Annotated in this window: 19 protein-coding genes; 10 read left to right on the forward strand and 9 right to left on the reverse strand. The window is 70.7% G+C overall.

The annotated features are described in order from the left end of the window. Positions 1–438: 438 nt before the first annotated feature. From RAB70_RS18110 to RAB70_RS18130, 5 genes are all read right to left on the reverse strand, one after another. Positions 439–1839 (reverse strand): virulence factor family protein, encoded by a 1401-nt coding sequence (locus RAB70_RS18110; RefSeq protein ID WP_148828798.1) that lies wholly within the window; start codon positions 1837–1839, stop codon positions 439–441. 145 nt (positions 1840–1984) lie between these two features. Further along, on the reverse strand, positions 1985–2170 hold the full coding sequence (locus tag RAB70_RS18115) for an oxidoreductase-like domain-containing protein (RefSeq protein ID WP_148828794.1): 186 nt from the start codon (positions 2168–2170) through the stop codon (positions 1985–1987). A 78-nt stretch (positions 2171–2248) separates the two neighbouring features. Beyond that, on the reverse strand, positions 2249–2848 hold the full coding sequence (locus RAB70_RS18120) for a hypothetical protein (protein WP_148828793.1): 600 nt from the start codon (positions 2846–2848) through the stop codon (positions 2249–2251). Continuing rightward, positions 2845–3465, reverse strand: coding sequence for an RNA 2',3'-cyclic phosphodiesterase (gene thpR / locus RAB70_RS18125; RefSeq protein ID WP_148828792.1), 621 nt, complete (start codon positions 3463–3465; stop codon positions 2845–2847). Before thpR ends, RAB70_RS18120 begins: the two co-directional genes overlap by 4 nt. Before the next feature lie 143 nt (positions 3466–3608). After that, positions 3609–4064, reverse strand: a complete 456-nt coding sequence (locus RAB70_RS18130) for a PA2169 family four-helix-bundle protein (protein ID WP_017908243.1) — start codon at positions 4062–4064, stop codon at positions 3609–3611. Between the two features lie 618 nt (positions 4065–4682). Between RAB70_RS18130 and RAB70_RS18135 the strand changes: the two genes are divergently transcribed. Then, complete coding sequence (locus RAB70_RS18135; protein WP_148828791.1) at positions 4683–5678, forward strand: lipopolysaccharide assembly protein LapB; 996 nt, start codon at positions 4683–4685, stop codon at positions 5676–5678. Positions 5679–5684: 6 nt separating this feature from the next. Here the strand turns inward: RAB70_RS18135 and RAB70_RS18140 are convergent, their stop codons facing one another. Next, complete coding sequence (locus RAB70_RS18140) at positions 5685–6887, reverse strand: MFS transporter (RefSeq protein WP_148828790.1); 1203 nt, start codon at positions 6885–6887, stop codon at positions 5685–5687. Between the two features lie 263 nt (positions 6888–7150). On the opposite strand from RAB70_RS18140, the gene RAB70_RS18145 reads away from it, so the two are divergent. Further along, entirely contained in the window at positions 7151–8239 is a 1089-nt protein-coding gene (locus RAB70_RS18145; protein ID WP_148828789.1) for an alkene reductase, read from the forward strand. Between the two features lie 64 nt (positions 8240–8303). Here RAB70_RS18145 and RAB70_RS18150 read toward each other — a convergent pair whose 3' ends face one another. Next, complete coding sequence (locus RAB70_RS18150; protein WP_017908239.1) at positions 8304–8645, reverse strand: zinc ribbon domain-containing protein YjdM; 342 nt, start codon at positions 8643–8645, stop codon at positions 8304–8306. Positions 8646–8735: 90 nt separating this feature from the next. Between RAB70_RS18150 and RAB70_RS18155 the strand changes: the two genes are divergently transcribed. From RAB70_RS18155 to RAB70_RS18190, 8 genes are all read left to right on the forward strand, one after another. Continuing rightward, on the forward strand, positions 8736–9692 hold the full coding sequence (locus RAB70_RS18155; RefSeq protein WP_017914389.1) for a cation diffusion facilitator family transporter: 957 nt from the start codon (positions 8736–8738) through the stop codon (positions 9690–9692). 126 nt (positions 9693–9818) lie between these two features. After that, positions 9819–10289 carry a peptidylprolyl isomerase gene (locus RAB70_RS18160; RefSeq protein ID WP_017908237.1) on the forward strand — a complete coding sequence of 157 codons (471 nt, stop codon included), beginning with the start codon at positions 9819–9821 and terminating at the stop codon, positions 10287–10289. A 122-nt stretch (positions 10290–10411) separates the two neighbouring features. Next, positions 10412–11770 carry an Hsp70 family protein gene (locus tag RAB70_RS18165; protein WP_148828788.1) on the forward strand — a complete coding sequence of 453 codons (1359 nt, stop codon included), beginning with the start codon at positions 10412–10414 and terminating at the stop codon, positions 11768–11770. A gap of 326 nt (positions 11771–12096) precedes the next feature. Then, positions 12097–12423: a YkgJ family cysteine cluster protein gene (locus tag RAB70_RS18170; RefSeq protein WP_017914686.1), complete on the forward strand. Its 327-nt coding sequence runs from the start codon at positions 12097–12099 to the stop codon at positions 12421–12423. A 16-nt stretch (positions 12424–12439) separates the two neighbouring features. Further along, positions 12440–12640, forward strand: coding sequence for a hypothetical protein (locus RAB70_RS18175; protein WP_017908234.1), 201 nt, complete (start codon positions 12440–12442; stop codon positions 12638–12640). Positions 12641–12882: 242 nt separating this feature from the next. After that, positions 12883–13677, forward strand: a complete 795-nt coding sequence (locus tag RAB70_RS18180) for an EAL domain-containing protein (RefSeq protein ID WP_148828787.1) — start codon at positions 12883–12885, stop codon at positions 13675–13677. 91 nt (positions 13678–13768) lie between these two features. Next, positions 13769–14347, forward strand: coding sequence for a mechanosensitive ion channel domain-containing protein (locus RAB70_RS18185; RefSeq protein ID WP_017908232.1), 579 nt, complete (start codon positions 13769–13771; stop codon positions 14345–14347). Positions 14348–14456: 109 nt separating this feature from the next. Next, positions 14457–14702 carry a DUF2789 domain-containing protein gene (locus RAB70_RS18190; RefSeq protein ID WP_017914385.1) on the forward strand — a complete coding sequence of 82 codons (246 nt, stop codon included), beginning with the start codon at positions 14457–14459 and terminating at the stop codon, positions 14700–14702. A gap of 21 nt (positions 14703–14723) precedes the next feature. Here the strand turns inward: RAB70_RS18190 and RAB70_RS18195 are convergent, their stop codons facing one another. Together RAB70_RS18195 and RAB70_RS18200 are read right to left on the reverse strand one after the other, a co-directional pair. Next, positions 14724–14990 (reverse strand): DksA/TraR family C4-type zinc finger protein, encoded by a 267-nt coding sequence (locus RAB70_RS18195; protein ID WP_010342319.1) that lies wholly within the window; start codon positions 14988–14990, stop codon positions 14724–14726. Between the two features lie 113 nt (positions 14991–15103). Then, the gene (locus RAB70_RS18200; RefSeq protein ID WP_148828786.1) at positions 15104–15637 is read right to left on the reverse strand and encodes a DUF2058 domain-containing protein; all 534 of its coding nucleotides are present in this window, start codon (positions 15635–15637) and stop codon (positions 15104–15106) included. Positions 15638–15657 lie beyond the last annotated feature (20 nt).

The following is a 15657-nucleotide window of genomic DNA, read 5'->3' on the forward strand; positions in this document are numbered from 1 at the left end:
GAGGCTTCGCGCCGTACCCTCATCCGCCCCTTAGGGGCACCTTCTCCCGGTGGGAGAAGGAACAGCAAAGCCCCTCTCCCCCCGGGAGAGGGGTTGGGGTGAGGGTACGACCGCCAGGGAGCGCCCGGCGGCATGCACCTGCCCGCCGCCTGGCTGGACGTGACCCGGTTGATTTCGCTGGATCCACGCAAGCCGGAGTGAGGCCGGGATTGGGGATTAGCCTGGTCGCCTCGTTGCTGGGGCATTGCGAGGCTTCGCGCCGCACCCTCATCCGCCCCTTCGGGGCACCTTCTCCCGAGGGGAGAAGGAACAGCAAAGCCCCTCTCCCCCCCGGGAGAGGGGTTGGGGTGAGGGTACGGCGGCCGACGACGCGAGCGCGCAAGCCCGCACCCACGACCAGCCCACCAATCCCCAATCCCGCCTCCCCAATCCCGGCTCCTACTGAATCCGCTGCAGAATCTGCTTGGCCAGCGTCGCGTAATCGCCCTGGAAATGATGGTCGCCGGGCAGCTTGACCAGTTGCACCGCGCCCTTGGGCAGGTCCGGGCACAGCGCGTCGTCGTCGTCCTCGCCATAGATGCACAGGGTCTGCGCCGGCGGCATCTTCGCCACTTCCGGGGCGATCGGCAGGCCGTCGTCGCCGGAGCTGATCCAGTTGGACACGTGGAACTCGTAGTCGGCGGTCTTGCCGACCGACAGCAAGGCGGTGAGCTGCACCTGGTCGCGCATCGCTTCCGGCAACTGGTTGTAGGCCGCCGGCAGCACGTCGGCGCCCTGCGAGAAGCCGATCAGCACCACCCGCCCGCGTTGCCACAGGTGGCTGTAGTGGCGGTAGATGCGGTCCAGGTCGGTGGCGAAGCCCTGCGGCGTGCGCTCGCTCCAGAAGTAGCGCAGCGAATCCACGCCCACCACCGGGATGCCGGCCTTGGCCAGGGCGCCGGCGACCTGCTGGTCGAGTCCGGCCCAGCCGCCGTCGCCGGAGACGAAGATCGCGAACACGTTGCCGTTGTCGGCATCACCCGCGCCCGCGGCGGCAGGCACTTCGACCACCGGCAGCCCGGCCAGGTCGGCCGGGGTCGGCGGCAGGCTGACGCCGGGCCGGTCGCCCAGCGAACGCACCGCCGCACGCAGCCCCGGCAGCGCATCGCCGCTGGCGCTGCGGCGGAACTGCCGCGCCTGCGCCACCTTCTGCAGGAACGCGTCGCTCTGCTGGGTGCAACGGTCGCGGCGGGTCTTGGCATCGAGCGCCGCCAGCCACGGCACCGGCAGCGCAGTCGCCTGCAACGCACGCGCCGGCGCGGTGATGCCGGCGCCGCAGATCTGGTCGTCGAGCACCTGCACCGGGCAGAAATCCTCGGTCAGCAGGCCCGCCAGCAGATGCTTGGGCGCCTGCGCAGCGACCGCATAGGCCAGCGCGGCGCCGTCGCCATCGCCCACCAGCAACGGCAGGTGGTAGGTCGGCACGTGGAAATAGGCCTGCACGTAGCGCGAGAAATTCTCCACGTCGCCGGCGGAGAAGCCGCAGGTGCCGTCGATCTTGGCCAGCACCGCCTGCAGGTGCGCACTGTCGATCACCGCGACCATGGCGCCGTCGTCGCGCAGCGCCTCGATCTGGCGCATGCGCTCGGCGTCGGCGTGCTTGCCGCCGGCGAACCACAGCACCACGCGCTGCGCGTTGCCCTTGGGCAACAGCACCGGCACCTGCTCGAAGCGGCCGTGGCTGAGCTTTTCCGGCGCCGTGGCCGGTGCGCCGGCACGCGGCGCGGCGGTGGCCGCAGCGCCCGGTGCTGCGCCGGCGACGCCGGCCGCGAGCAGTCCGCCCAATGCACATCCCCACATCCAACCGCCACGCTTCTGCATCATCCGGCAATCCTGAAAAGGCGTGTAAAGATAATCCCGAACGGCGACGGCGCGAAGCGCGGCGCGCTCCTTGGTTCATGCCAGGTACGCCGGACCTGCGCCAGCGCCTGCACCGGCAGGCCTGTCAGGCGTCCGCGTCGGCGCCGGGATGGCGCATCCGCCAGGCGGCCAGCGCCTGCCGGTAGCGCTCCAGCTCCTCGTGGTAGAGGTCGTAGACGCACAGCGGACAGCCGCTGTCGCAGCAGTCGCTGGGGCCCGGCGGCAGCGGCGCCTGCGGGCGGGGATCGGCATTGGCGGCAGGGTCGGACATGGGGCTCCGTGGCGGCGGCCGGGGCAGACCGGCGCGGCAGTGTAGAAGAAGGCGGCGCAGGCCGCGGTCCGCGTCCCCTCAGCCGATGGCGTGACGCAGGTTGGCGCGCGCGGCCGCGTCGTAGCGCGCATGGAAGCGCTCGCTGAGGAAGATGCGCGGCTGCGCCAGCACGGTGCGCAGGAACGCGCGGCGCTTGCGTCGGTACAACCAGCCCGGCACCACGCCGCGGTACTCCTCGGCGATGGCGCGGTCGTAGGCGGCGAAGGCCTCCGGCGCGGCGCCGAGGATGGCCATGTCGCAATCCAGGAACAGCGCGGCGTCCGCATCCACCGAGTCGACGGTCAGTTGCCCGTGACGCGCGGTGAGTTCGATCAGCGCAGCCACCCGCGCCGCCTCCACCCCGGCGTCCGGCAGCCATTGCGCGATCGCCGCCTCGGCCAGGCGCGCCGACTGCGCTTCGTTGTCGCCGCGGCCGGCACGATAGACCGCATCGTGATAGAGCACGGCCAGGTAGATCTCGCGTGGCTGCCGCCAGCCGGTGTCGGCGGCGACCTCGGCGTAGTGCGCCAGCACCGCCTCGACGTGGCCGAAATGGTGATACGCCCGCGGCGGTTCGGCGTAGGCCGCCCGCAGCTGCGCCCATTGCGCCTCGGGCAGGGTCAGCGGCGCCGCGTTCATGCGTCGCGCTGCGCAGGGGCGGCGCGCAACGGCCAGCTGGCTTCGTGCAGGTAACGGCCCTGGCCCTGTACGCTGCGGATCAGGCTCAGCGACGTCGCCTGCCAATGCAGCGCCGGCACCTGCTGCGGCGCCAACGCCTGATCGACATAGGCCAGGGTCATGTGCGGCAGATACGCGCCGTCGGCGCGCGGCGCCACGCCGTGTCGGGCCAACTGCTGCTGCAGCGAATGACGCAAGGCCAGCAGCGGAGCGGGCTCGCCGTCACCGCGCAGTACCAGCGGTCGGCTACGCGCGCGGCTGTCGAAAGTCACCGCCTGGTCGAATGCAAGTTGAAAGGGCGAGGCCGCAAGCGCCTGCCCGGCGGCGCATGCCTGCTGCAGCAAGCGTGGCGGAATCCCGGCGTATTCGCCGAGATAGTGCAAGGTGACATGCAGCCGCTCCGGCGGCAGCGCACGCCCGTGCAGACCATGCGCCTGGCACAGTCGCTCGCCAAGGCTGTGCACCGCTTGCGCGGTTCGCGTGTCGGGTAGCAGCGCAAAGAACAGGCTTTCGCGTGCGGCAGGCGCATCGAAACCGAGCGAGAACTGGGCGCCGGCAGGCGCAGCATCGGGAGACATGGGCAGAAGCGGCAAACGCCGCAATCAGGTCGGCCAGCGGTCGAGCACGCATGGTAGCAAGCGCACCGTCCCGCTGCAGACCATCGGCACGCCGACCCGGACAACGCCGCGAGGCGGCGCGCCGGGCCGGCGGCGGGCGGCGCTTATGCCGCGTTCTTCATCGCGTGCTTGCGGGTGCGCATCACGTCGTGGCAGGCGCGCACTTCCGGCAGCAGGCGGGTGGCGGCGTCGCGCGCGGCGACCGGGGTGTCGGCGTCGGCGATCGTCTCGTTGAAGGCCTTCAGCAGGCGATCTTCGGACTCTTCCAGCTCGGCGACGTAGCCGTACTTGGTGTCGCCCAGCGCGGCACGGACCTTGCCGTACATCTGCTGCATGCTGCCGACCATGGTGCCGTGCTCTTCCGGCTTGCCGCCGACCGACTGCACCACTGCGCTCAGGCTGCTGACGATGTCCGACTTGACGCCGGCGATGCGCAGGAACAGCGCGGACAGTTCGGCGTCGCCCACCTTCTGCGCAGCTTCTTCGTAGAAGTCCTTGCCGTCGCGGGAAATGGCGATGAGGTCGTTGAGGCTGTGCGTGGTCTTGCTCTGGATGCTCATGGGAAACTCCTGTGGCGAGGCCAGCGATATCGCGCAACGGGCACACGGGGGTGAACCTGGATATCGCACGGCGCGGTCGAGAGGATTGCCGCGTTGCGTGGTGTTGGCGATGCTGGGCAGAACGGCATAAAGCGCACGTGAGCCATCGGCGCTCGCTCGTCACGCGGCATTGCCCGTGGTGAACACGCGTTCATGGCCGCACTGCGCAGTCAGACATGTGGCGAAGTTTTCACCATCCTGTCTGCGCGCATTGCGGTGCCTGGGCGGCAGCGACTTATCCACACGGTTGCCCCACGTTCGTCCACAGCGGTTGTGGATGACCGCCGCCGTCGATCGCGTCGGCCGGAGACCGCTCGTCGGCACCGCCACGATGACCGTCCTGTCTCGCCAGCGAGGGCCTATAGTGCAGGCGAGCCCTCGCCACTGCAGGGCACCGCGAGGTGCGTCATGTTCGCCTGGACCGCGTTCGCCCTGCTCGCCGCTGCCACGGCCGCCCCGTCACCGCCCACACCGTCGCTGCCTTCCTCGCACACGGCAGCGGCCGTCCAGAGAGAGGCGGCACCGCCGGTTGCGGCGACGACTACCGCGGCAACCGTCGTTCCGACCCCTGAGCAGATCATGCAGCTGCCACCGGCGCTGCATACGCTGCTGCAGCAGCGCATCGACCGCGGCGCCGATGCCGAACACCGCCTGCAGCAACTGGTGGCGCTGGCCTTCGATGCCAACGGCCTGGACCTGCAGTACGACCCCAAGGCCACCCACAGCGTCGCCGAGAGCTACGCCACGCGCCATGTCAACTGCCTGTCCTTCACCCTGCTGTTCGTGGCGATGGCGCGCGACGTCGGGCTGCAGGCGCAGGTCCAGGAAGTACGCCGCGTGCTGAGCTGGTACGAGGACGGCAATGCGCTGTACAACGTCGGCCACGTCAACGCCGGCGTGCGCGTGGACAGCGGCCGCGGCAGCATCGACCTGGACCGCAGCGTGCTGATGGACCGGCGCGGGCCGCAGCCCATCTCCGATCGCCGCGCCCTCGCCCACTACTACAACAACCGCGGCGCCGAACTGCTGGTCGACGGCGATGTCGACGGCGCCCGCGCGCATCTGGCGATGGCATTGCAGATGGACGCGCGCTTCGCCGGGGCCTGGAACAACCAGGGCGTGCTGGCGATGCGCGATGGCGACAGTGCCGCCGCCGCACGCGACTACGCCAAAGCGCTGGAGATTGATCCGGAACACCTGCCGGCGCTGTCCAACGCCGTGGGCCTGGCCCGACGCCTGGGCGACGGCACGCGCGAGGCCGCCCTGCAGCGGCAGATGAAACAGGTGCGCCAACGCGACCCATTCCAGCAATACCTGCTCGGCAACGAGGCGGAGCGACGCCAGGACTACCCCGCAGCGATTGCCTACTACCGGCATGCCCTGCACCTCTACGACGGCGCCCACCTGCTGTACTTCGCCCTGGCCCGCGCCTACCTGCACAGCGGCGACACCCGCCGCGCCACCGCGGCGCTGCGCGAGGCCATGGCCCACGCCGATCCAGCCACGCAACCGCGCTACCAAGGCAAGCTGGACGCGCTGCGCAGGCTGTCTTCCACCGCGCGGCCGCTGCGCTAGCGCACCCTAGCCGGCCGCGTGCGCGCAGGCGCCGCGCCGTGCCGCCTGGCGCGCCCACAGGTAGATCAGCAGGCCGCCCATGGCCATCGCCGCGCCGACATAGCCGGTGGAGGTCCAGCCCAGGCCGGCGCCGATCGCGATCCCACCCAGCCACGGGCCCAGCGCGTTGGCCAGGTTGAACGCGGCATGGTTGGAGGCCGCGGCCAGGGTCTGCGCATCGCTGGCCACGTCCATCAGGCGGGTCTGCAGCACGGGCGCCAGCGCGCCCATGCTGCCGACCGCGACCACCGCCGGCAGCACCGCCCACGGCGAGGTGGCCGCCAGCGGGAACACCAGCAACACCGCCAGCGACCACAGCAGCACCAGCGGCACCGCGCGGAACTGCATCCGGTCGAACAGCCAGCCGCCGGCCAGATTGCCGAGCAACCCGCCCAGCCCGAATGCGCCCATCGCCACCGGGATCCAGTGTTCGGACACGCCGGTGACCTCCATCAGGGTCGGCGCCAGATAGCTGAAGACGCAGAACATGCCGGCGAAACCGATCGCGCCGATGCCCAGCGCCAGCCACACCTGCGTGCGGTTGAAGGCGCGCAGTTCGCGCAACGGCGAGGGCCGCGCCTCCTGCGGATCGGCCGGTAGCAGTCGCCACACCAGCACCACCGTCAGCACCGCGATCGCCGCGACCAGGGCGTAGGCGTAGCGCCATTCCGCCACCTGGCCGAGCCAGGTCGCCAGCGGGTTGCCGACCAGCACCGCCAGGTTGAGGCCGAGCAGCACCCGGCTGACCGCCGCACCGCGCTGGTCGGGCGGACCGATCGAGGCGGCCACCAGGGTCGCCACGCCGAAATAGGCGCCGTGCGGCAGGCCGGCGACGAAGCGCGCCAGCAGCATGCTGTGATAGTCCGGCGCCACCGCGCTGGCGAGATTGCCGAACGCATAGAAGCCCATCAGCGCCAGCAGCAGATCGCGGCGCGACCAGCGCGCGCCGAGGATCGCCAGCAGCGGCGCACCGACCACCACGCCCAGCGCATAGGCACTGATCAGATGCCCGACCTGTGGCGCATCGATGACCAGACCACGGCCGATGTACGGCATCAGCCCCATGGTGGAGAACTCGCTGGTGCCGATCGCGAAACCGCCCATCGCCAGCGCGAACAGGATCAGCACGTAGCCGCGCCGCGACAGCGGCACCGTGGCGGATGAGGTCATGCGCACGTCCCGAAGGAAAGGGCCGCCCATTATTGTGCATTGCAGCAAGTCCTGCAGCCCCGCCTGCGCAACGCCGCGTTGCGCGGTGCCGCTGGTGGCGCCCGGGGTGGCGATGCCCTCGCGAAGGTGCCGCCGCAGCAACGCACTGTCCCACCGCACCGACGCGAAACCGCCGCGCGCGTCCCCATGTCCTGCACGCACGCCGCCTTGCAGCGCCCCGCTGTAGGGTCGGCCGCCCCACCCCACCACCAAGAGACCCACCGATGACCGACACCGCTTCCCCGCTGTTCACGCCGCTGCGCCTGGGCGCGATCGCACTGGCCAACCGCATCGTGATGGCGCCCCTGACCCGCAACCGTGCCGAAGGCGAAGGCCGCATCCCCTCGCCACTGGCCGCCGAGTACTACGGCCAGCGCGCCAGCGCCGGCCTGCTCATCGCCGAGGCGACCCAGATCAGCCCGATGGGCCAGGGCTACAAGGACACCCCGGGGATCTACAGCGACGCGCAGGTCGCGGCCTGGAAGAAAGTCACCGACGAGGTGCATCGCCGTGGCGGCAAGATCGTGCTGCAGCTGTGGCACGTCGGCCGCATCTCGCACGTCAGCCTGCTGCCGGGCGGCGCCGCGCCGGTGGCGCCCAGCGCGCTGCGCGCCGATGCCAAGACCTTCACCGCCGAGGGCTTCACCGACGTCTCCGCCCCACGCGCGCTGCGCCTGGACGAGATCCCCGCGCTGATCGAGGACTTCCGCCGCGCCGCCCGCAACGCCATCGCCGCCGGCTTCGACGGCGTGGAAGTGCATGCCGCCAACGGCTACCTGATCGACCAGTTCCTGCGCGACGGCAGCAATCACCGCGACGACGCCTACGGCGGCAGCATCGAGAACCGCACCCGCCTGCTGTTCGAAGTGGTGGAGGCGGTGGCGCAGGAGATCGGCGCCGACCGTACCGGCGTGCGCCTGTCGCCGGTGACCCCGGCCAACGATGCGCGCGACAGCGATCCGCAGCCGCTGTTCGAGCGCGCGGTGGAACGCCTGGACCCGCTGGGCCTGGCCTTCGTGCACGTGATCGAAGGCGCCACCGGCGGCCCGCGCGACAACATCGCCTTCGACTACGCCGCGCTGCGCGCCAAGTTCCATGGTCCGTGGCTGGTCAACAACGGCTACGACAAGGCACTGGCCGAACAGACCGTGGCCTCCGGTCGCGCCGACGCGGTGGCGTTCGGCCGCCCGTTCATCGCCAACCCGGACCTGGTGGAACGACTGCGCCGCGACGCGCCCTTGAACCAGGTGGACGCCGACACGCTGTACGGCGGCGGCGCCAAGGGCTACACCGACTACCCGACGCTGGATTGATCGCGTCCTGCGGCGGCACCGCATCGGTGCCGCCGCGGCGGGCGATGCAGTGGGGCTCGCCCGCTCAGGCCTTGCGCAGGAAGCAGGTCTTCAGCACCAGGCCCTTGATCTTGTCCGAGTTGCCTTCGATGTGTTCGGCATCGTCTTCGACCAGGCGGATGCCGCGGATCACCGTGCCCTGCTTGAGCGGGATCGACGAGCCCTTGACCTTCAGGTCCTTGATCACCACCACCGTGTCGCCGGCCTGCAGCACGTTGCCGTTGCTGTCGCGTACCACCGTCGCCGCATCGTTGGCGGCGTCGGCCGCGACAGGCCACTCGTGGCCGCAGTCCGCGCACACCCAGTTGGCGCCGTCGACATAGGTGTTTTCCAGGGTGCATTGCGGACAGGCGGGTGCGGCGGGCATGGGAATCCTTGATACGGCGACGACGGCGAGCCGCCTATTGTAGCCGCCCGCCCCGTGCCGCCGTGCGGCCGCGCCAGCCGCAGGAATGCCATGTCCGCCTCGTCCGGGTCCCGTCTCGCGATCTACGCCGCGCTCGCCGGCAATCTGGCCATCGCCATCGCCAAGTTCGTCGCCGCCGGGCTCTCGGGCAGTTCGGCGATGCTCAGCGAAGGCGTGCATTCGCTGGTGGACACGGTCAACGAGCTGTTGCTGCTGTACGGCCTGCGCCGCGCCGCGCGCCCGGCCGATGCCACCCATCCGTTCGGCCACGGGCGCGAACTGTACTTCTGGAGCTTCATCGTCGCCCTGTTGGTGTTCGCGCTCGGCGCGGGGGTGTCGCTGTACGAGGGCATCGCCCATATCCGCGATCCGCAGCCGGCCAGCGACCACACCCTCAACTACATCGTGCTGGGACTGTCGCTGTTGTTCGAGGGCGGCTCGTGGTGGGTCTCGCTGCGCGAGTTCCGCGCGCGCAAGGGCCGCCTGAGCTACGTGCAGGCGTTCCGCGAGAGCAAGGACCCGAGCCTGTTCACCGTGCTGGTGGAAGACAGCGCAGCATTGATCGGCCTGTTGATCGCGCTGGCCGGGCTGCTCGCCGCGCAATGGCTGGACATGCCGGCACTGGATGGCGTCGCCTCCATCGGCATCGCCGCGGTGCTGGCCTGCTCGGCATTCGTGCTGGCACGCGAGACCAAGGGCCTGCTGATCGGCGAGCCGGCGGCGCGTCCGCTCGGCGACGCGCTGCGGCGCATTGCCGCGGCCGATCCGGACGTGCGCGCGGTCAACGGCGTACTCAGCGTGCAGATGGGGCCGGACCAGGTGGTGGCCGCGCTCAGCGCCGAGTTCGAGGACCAGCGCAGCACCGCGCAGATCGAAGCGTGCATCGAGCGCATCGAGGCCGCCGCGCGCGCCGAGCATCCGGAACTGCAGGCGCTGTTCGTCAAGCCGCAGACCCCGGAGACCTGGCTGGCCCGGCGCACCGCGCTGCGCCGGCCGCCGCCGGCCTGAATGGCGGCGCCCCGACGCGACTTGCGGCCCTGCGCCGCTTTTCGTTAGGGTAGCCGGGTAGCACCCCCTCTCATCGCGCTGTGACTGTGCCGGCGTATCCCCCTTACTCACTGAACGAGGTTTCCCATGGAGATCGCCAACGGGCTTGTCGCCACCATCCACTACACCCTCACCGACGACGCCGGTGAAGTGATCGACCAGTCCTCGCCGGACAATCCGCTGAGCTACCTGCACGGCGCCGGCAACATCGTGCCGGGCCTGGAAAAGGCGCTGACCGGCAAGCGCACCGGCGAGTCGGTCACCGCCGACGTGATCCCGGCCGAGGGCTACGGCCCGCGCCACGAGCAACTGGTGCAGCAGGTGCCGCGCGGTTCGTTCCCGGATGCCGGGTCGCTGGCGCCGGGCATGCAGTTCCAGGCGCAGACCGACCAGGGCCCGCTGCTGGTCACGGTCACCGAGGTCGGCGAAGAACTGGTGACCATCGACGGCAACCACCCGCTGGCCGGGCAGGTGCTGCACTTCGCCGTGGAAGTGGCCGGCGTGCGCGAGGCCACCGAGCAGGAAAAGAACCAGGGCCACGCCGGCGCCGCGCTGTAAGCGACCCGGTTTCGCGTCCCCGACGAGGCCCGCCGATGCGGGCCTCGTGCGTTTGCGCCCGCGCTTGCGTCGCGCGACAGCTTGCCCCACAGTGCGCGGCCCCTCCCGCCCCCGGCACCGTCATGCGCCTCGGTATCGACTTCGGCACCAGCAACTCCGCCGCCGCCGCGGTGATCGACGGCCGCGTGGTGCCGATCGAGTTCGGCGCGCAGCAGCAGTTCCGCACCACGGTGTACTTCCCCGAGGTGATGCGCGACCCGGCCGAGTTCGACCTGACCCCGACGCTGGAACGGCAGGTGGACGAGCTGATCGAGTCCGGCCGCCGCGACGCGCTCGCCGCCGGCCGCGAACGCAGCCCCGACGCGTTGCGCCGCGATGCGATCCGGGTGGTGCGCCGGCAATGGATGGAAACGCAGATGCGCGAGCCGCGCAGTTCCGCGGCGCTGCTGCAGAACGCGGTGTACGGCGACGACGCGCTGGACGCGTATTTCGTCGAAGGCGAAGGCAACCTGGTGCAGAGCCCCAAGTCCATGCTGGGCTACAACCTGCACCCGCGCGCGCGCCAGACCATCACCGGTATCGCCGCGCACATTCTCGAACACATCCGCCTGACCGCCTCGCAGCAACTGGGCGTGCAGGTGCGCCGCGCCCTGCTCGGGCGCCCGGTGCAGTTCCGCAGTTCGATCGGCGAGGCCGGCAACGCGCAGGCGCTGGAGATCCTGCAGAGCGCCGCGATCACCGCCGGCTTCGACGACGTCGCCTTCCTGGAGGAACCGGCCGCCGCGGCGATGCATTACCACGCGGTCAGCCGCGAGCGCCACGCCGCGGTGGTGGTGGACATCGGCGGCGGCACCACCGACATCGCCCACGCCAGCGTCGGCGGCGACGCCGCGCCGCAGGTGCACCGCGCCTGGGGCATCCCGCGCGGCGGCACCGACATCGACCTGGCGCTGAGCCTGGCCGGGTTCATGCCGCAGTTCGGCCGCGGCCTCACCCGCGTGCCCTCGCACCACTACGTCGAAGCGGCGATGGTGCAGGACACCACCCGCCAGCGCGATTTCCGCCAGCATCGCTACGACGCCGTCCCCGCACCGTACGAGGCGCGCCTGCAGGCGCTGCAGGAACCGGGCAACACCGCGCGCCTGTACCGTGCGGTGGAGCGCAGCAAGATCCGCCTCAGCGACGCCGAGCACCACGCCGAGATCCTGGACTACATCGAAGCCGGCTTGCAGGTGCAGGTACAGGCCGAGGAACTGGTGCAGGCCGCACGCAGCTACCTGGAAGCCCTGCAGGAGTTGCTGGCGCAGGTGCGCCAGGACATCGGCGGCGACCCGGCCGCGGTGTTCCTGACCGGCGGGATGTCGCGCGCCGGCTACCTGCAGCGCCTGGTCGCTGCCGCGTTCCCGCAAGCGCGCCTGGTCCACGGCGACCCCTCGTTCGGCGTGGTGCAGGGCCTGGCGCTGGCCGCCGCGCAGGACTGACGCAGCACAGGCAGCACAGGCGTCGGCGGCCCCTCCCCGACCGGCCGCTCGCGGCCGGCGCGCCGCCTGCGGCCCGCATTGTTCATGCAGCGGGCGCACGACTGGCGTAGCATGGCGGCACGCTTCAGCGTCACGTCGCTACGCGCGTCTCGTCCGGCCGTTCCTGTCGCCCGACTCGCTTCCTTCTCGCGCCAACCTCCGTCCTTTGCCGGCCGGATCCTTCGGAGCGCCATGTCCCCCGCCCCTGCCACGCTCCAGATCGAGCGCCTGGCGTCGCCGCTTCAGCCGCCTCCCCGACCGACAGGTCCGGATCGGGGCGGCGACGCATGAGCGAGAGCGCGCGGGACGCGATCGACGCTGACATCGCCTGCGACCGCTGCGACGCGATCTGCTGCCGCCTGACCGTCCTGGTGATGCCGGACGACCACGTGCCCGAGCATCTCACCGAGTACACCCGCGAGGGCCTGCACGTGATGGCGCGCGACGAGGACGGCTGGTGCGTGGCGGTGGATGGCGCGCGCATGTGTTGCTCCATCTACGCGCAGCGCCCGGCGGTCTGCCGCAAGTTCGCGATGGCCGGCCCGTACTGCCGCGAGATCCGCCGTACCCACCACGAGCAACTGACCCGTGGCATTCCCCTGACGATGTACTGACTGCAGGAGTTCCAGCATGGCACGACCGACCAGCACCACCGCTTCGCCCAGCGCCAGGAACACACGCGGCGCCAGCGCCGCCGACAAGGCGCAAAAAGGCCTCAGCCGCGAGCGCATCGAGGCCGACTTGGCCGCGTTTCACCAGGCCGGCGGCCGCGTCGAGGTGCTCGGCACCACCCGCGTGCTGAAGAAGGTCGACGTCGCCGACGCGGGCTAGCGCCCGCGCATCCCGCCGTCATCGCGCGCACCTGCGGCGGGACACGGCCGGACATGGATGCCGGTCCACGCCGCGCGAGGACGCGGCGCCTGGCACGCGACGACGGCGCCTCCGGTTGGCGCCGACGACCACACGGCCAGGCCAACACGGCGCCCTCGGAGTGCCGGCGCCGGTGCGCAAGCACGGCACCGTCTTCACACCAGAAGCGCATACTGCGATCTCTTCCACGGTCTCGTTTCGGCATGCTCCTGCGCTCCCTGTCCGCCGAACTCGGCCAGCCCGCCTGCGGCAACTGTCGCGATGGCGAGCCGCTGGATTTCGCCGTGCGCATGGCGTTCCAGCCGATCGTCGATGCCGCCACCCGCTCCATCTACGCCTACGAGGCGCTGGTGCGCGGCGAGGACGGCAGCGGCGCGGCGGCGGTGCTGGCGCGGGTGCGCCCGCAGCAGATGTACCGCTTCGACCAGACCTGCCGGGTGCAGGCGATCGCCACTGCCGCGCAGCTGGGCCTGCGCACGCGCCTGTCGATCAACTTCATTCCCAATGCGGTGTACGAACCGGCGACCTGCATCCGCCTGACCCTGAGGGCGGCCGAGCACTTCGGCGTGCCCACCGGCGACCTGATCTTCGAGTTGAGCGAGTCCGAACGCATCGCCGACCTGCCCAAGGTCGTGCGCATCCTGCGCGACTACGCGGAGCGCGGCTTCTTGACCGCGATCGACGACTTCGGCGCCGGCCACTCCGGCCTCAACCTGCTCGCCGATTTCCAGCCGCACCTGATCAAGCTGGACATGGCGCTGATCCGCGGCATCGACGGCAGCGCCGCGCGCCGCCACATCGTCGGCGGCATCGTCGCGATGGCCGCGCCGCTGGGCTGCCGCATCCTCGCCGAGGGCGTGGAGACGCCTGCCGAGTACCGCGCACTGCGCGCGCTGGGCATCGACCTCTACCAGGGCTATCTGTTCGCCAAGCCGGCGCTGGAAGCCTTGCCGGACGTCACCGAGGCGCAGTGGGAGGCGCTGGAACGCGCCGGCTGAACCGCCCACCGCCGCAGCGCACGCCAGCACGACTTGCCCGCGGCGGCCACGCTTGCGACCATCGCGCCTCCCCTGCGTGTTCCGAAGTGCAATGCCCTCGCTCCATACCCTGCTGCCGCCGTGGACGCACCGCTGGCTCGACGTGATCGTGCCCGGCGCGCAGATCGTGCTGATCGTGCTCGGCGCCTGGTTGCTGCGGACCTTGCTGCGACGGTTGATCCGGCGCCTGGGCGAGCACTACGCGCTGCCGCCGGAACTGGTGATGATGGCGCGCCGCGGCAGCGGCTTCGTGATCTACGCGGCGGCGCTGCTGCTGATCCTGGACCGCTTCGGCGTCTCCGGCACCGTGCTGTGGACCGCCTTCACCGGCTTCGCCGCGGTCGCGGCGGTGGCGTTCTTCGCCGCCTGGAGCGTGCTGTCCAACATCTTCTGCACGCTGTTGATCTTCACCACGCGCCCGTTCCGCCTGCACGACCACATCGAATTGCTGGAGAACGGCGAAAAGCCGGGACTGAAAGGCCAGGTGATCGACATCAACCTGATCTACACCACGCTGCGCGAGGAGCGCGACGGCGACGGCGAGAGCGTGCTGCAGATCCCCAACAGCCTGTTCTTCCAGCGCAGCACGCGCCGCTGGCGCGGCCATCCGGTTCCATCCGGGCTGGGCTGAGCGCCGCACGCCACCCACGCCGACGCTGACGCCATGCACATGACGCAGCCGCTATGGTCGATGCCAGCCGCCTTGCGCGGCGATCTCCCCTTTCCCGACCAGGTACTGCATGGAACCCGTCATTCATCCGTTCGCCGACCTCTTCGCCCAACTCGGCCTGCCCAACAGCGAAGGCGAGATTCGCCAGTTCATCGCCCAGCATGCGCCGCTGCCCGATGGCATGCGCCTGGAAGAAGCCCCGTTCTGGACGCCCGCGCAGGCGCAACTGCTGCGCGAGGAGCGCCTGGAAGACGCCGACTGGGCGATCGTGGTCGATCAGCTCAACATCGCGCTGCACGCGCAGCCCAAACCTTGACCCGACCGCGCCGGCTGAGCATCAACGCAGCTGGCTGTCCTTGCTGCCGCGGCGGTTGTAGCCGCTGTGCTCGTGCTGCGCGCGGTCCTGCGCGTCCTGGCAGGCCACGCACAGGCGCACACCCGGCACGGCCTTGCGCCGCGCCTCGGGAATCGGCGCATCGCAGTCCTCGCAGTGGCTCAGTCCCGGCCCCTGCGGGAGTTGGCTGCGCGCCCGCTTGATCGCATCCTCGACGGTCGCATCGATCTGGTCCTGCACCGCGCCGTCGCCTGCCCACCCAGTGGCCATGGTCGTCTCCGCACTGTTGCCTTGCCTGGATGATGCGGCCGGCACCGGCGAATGCAATGCACGCCGGCTTCACCTCGCCGAGACGTTCATGCAGCGCCGCCCGGCGTCCTGCCTCACCAGATCAGATCGTCCGGCACCTTGAACTGGCTGTAGTACGGATCGTCCTCGCCGCTGGCCGGCGTTGCCGCCAGCGCATCGAACACGATGGTCGCCGGATCGCGCGCGACGATCTTCTCCACGACGGCGCGCGGCACCGGCACATAGCCGGCATCCAGCCGCGCGATCGCCACGCTGCCGGCGATCAGCTGCGCGCGCAGCGCCGCATCCACGCGCAGCCGCTGGATCTTGCCGGCATCGGTGAAGTGGTAGTCGATCTCGCCGTCAGCCTTGAGCTTGTGGTTTTCGACCAGTTGCCGTGCCTGCAGGCGCTGCTCCTGCGCACGCGCCTGTGCATTGCGCTCGGCGGACAGCGCACGATCGCGCTCCACCCGCTCCTGCCGTAACCGCTCGCTCTCCAGCTGCTCGGCACTGGGCGGCGGCAGGGTCTTGCCCTGGCGCGCCTTGGCCTGCTCGCGCGCGACCTGCGCCACCTGGCTCTTCTTCACCAGGCCGGCCTTGAGCAGTTGCTCCTGCAGGGGATTGCGCATCGGAAGCGTCCACGGACTCA

The organism is Xanthomonas sontii (assembly GCF_040529055.1).
GTDB lineage: Bacteria > Pseudomonadota > Gammaproteobacteria > Xanthomonadales > Xanthomonadaceae > Xanthomonas_A > Xanthomonas_A sontii.

What these genes read in the sequence shown, in the direction of transcription:
- RAB70_RS18110 (WP_148828798.1), bottom strand. Translation starts at nt 1,839, where the DNA reads ATGTGGGGATGTGCATTGGGCGGACTGCTCGCGGCCGGCGTCGCCGGC.
- RAB70_RS18115 (WP_148828794.1), bottom strand. Translation starts at nt 2,170, where the DNA reads ATGTCCGACCCTGCCGCCAATGCCGATCCCCGCCCGCAGGCGCCGCTG.
- RAB70_RS18120 (WP_148828793.1), bottom strand. Translation starts at nt 2,848, where the DNA reads ATGAACGCGGCGCCGCTGACCCTGCCCGAGGCGCAATGGGCGCAGCTG.
- thpR (WP_148828792.1), bottom strand. Translation starts at nt 3,465, where the DNA reads ATGTCTCCCGATGCTGCGCCTGCCGGCGCCCAGTTCTCGCTCGGTTTC.
- RAB70_RS18130 (WP_017908243.1), bottom strand. Translation starts at nt 4,064, where the DNA reads ATGAGCATCCAGAGCAAGACCACGCACAGCCTCAACGACCTCATCGCC.
- RAB70_RS18135 (WP_148828791.1), top strand. Translation starts at nt 4,683, where the DNA reads ATGCAGCTGCCACCGGCGCTGCATACGCTGCTGCAGCAGCGCATCGAC.
- RAB70_RS18140 (WP_148828790.1), bottom strand. Translation starts at nt 6,887, where the DNA reads ATGACCTCATCCGCCACGGTGCCGCTGTCGCGGCGCGGCTACGTGCTG.
- RAB70_RS18145 (WP_148828789.1), top strand. Translation starts at nt 7,151, where the DNA reads ATGACCGACACCGCTTCCCCGCTGTTCACGCCGCTGCGCCTGGGCGCG.
- RAB70_RS18150 (WP_017908239.1), bottom strand. Translation starts at nt 8,645, where the DNA reads ATGCCCGCCGCACCCGCCTGTCCGCAATGCACCCTGGAAAACACCTAT.
- RAB70_RS18155 (WP_017914389.1), top strand. Translation starts at nt 8,736, where the DNA reads ATGTCCGCCTCGTCCGGGTCCCGTCTCGCGATCTACGCCGCGCTCGCC.
- RAB70_RS18160 (WP_017908237.1), top strand. Translation starts at nt 9,819, where the DNA reads ATGGAGATCGCCAACGGGCTTGTCGCCACCATCCACTACACCCTCACC.
- RAB70_RS18165 (WP_148828788.1), top strand. Translation starts at nt 10,412, where the DNA reads ATGCGCCTCGGTATCGACTTCGGCACCAGCAACTCCGCCGCCGCCGCG.
- RAB70_RS18170 (WP_017914686.1), top strand. Translation starts at nt 12,097, where the DNA reads ATGAGCGAGAGCGCGCGGGACGCGATCGACGCTGACATCGCCTGCGAC.
- RAB70_RS18175 (WP_017908234.1), top strand. Translation starts at nt 12,440, where the DNA reads ATGGCACGACCGACCAGCACCACCGCTTCGCCCAGCGCCAGGAACACA.
- RAB70_RS18180 (WP_148828787.1), top strand. Translation starts at nt 12,883, where the DNA reads ATGCTCCTGCGCTCCCTGTCCGCCGAACTCGGCCAGCCCGCCTGCGGC.
- RAB70_RS18185 (WP_017908232.1), top strand. Translation starts at nt 13,769, where the DNA reads ATGCCCTCGCTCCATACCCTGCTGCCGCCGTGGACGCACCGCTGGCTC.
- RAB70_RS18190 (WP_017914385.1), top strand. Translation starts at nt 14,457, where the DNA reads ATGGAACCCGTCATTCATCCGTTCGCCGACCTCTTCGCCCAACTCGGC.
- RAB70_RS18195 (WP_010342319.1), bottom strand. Translation starts at nt 14,990, where the DNA reads ATGGCCACTGGGTGGGCAGGCGACGGCGCGGTGCAGGACCAGATCGAT.
- RAB70_RS18200 (WP_148828786.1), bottom strand. Translation starts at nt 15,637, where the DNA reads ATGCGCAATCCCCTGCAGGAGCAACTGCTCAAGGCCGGCCTGGTGAAG.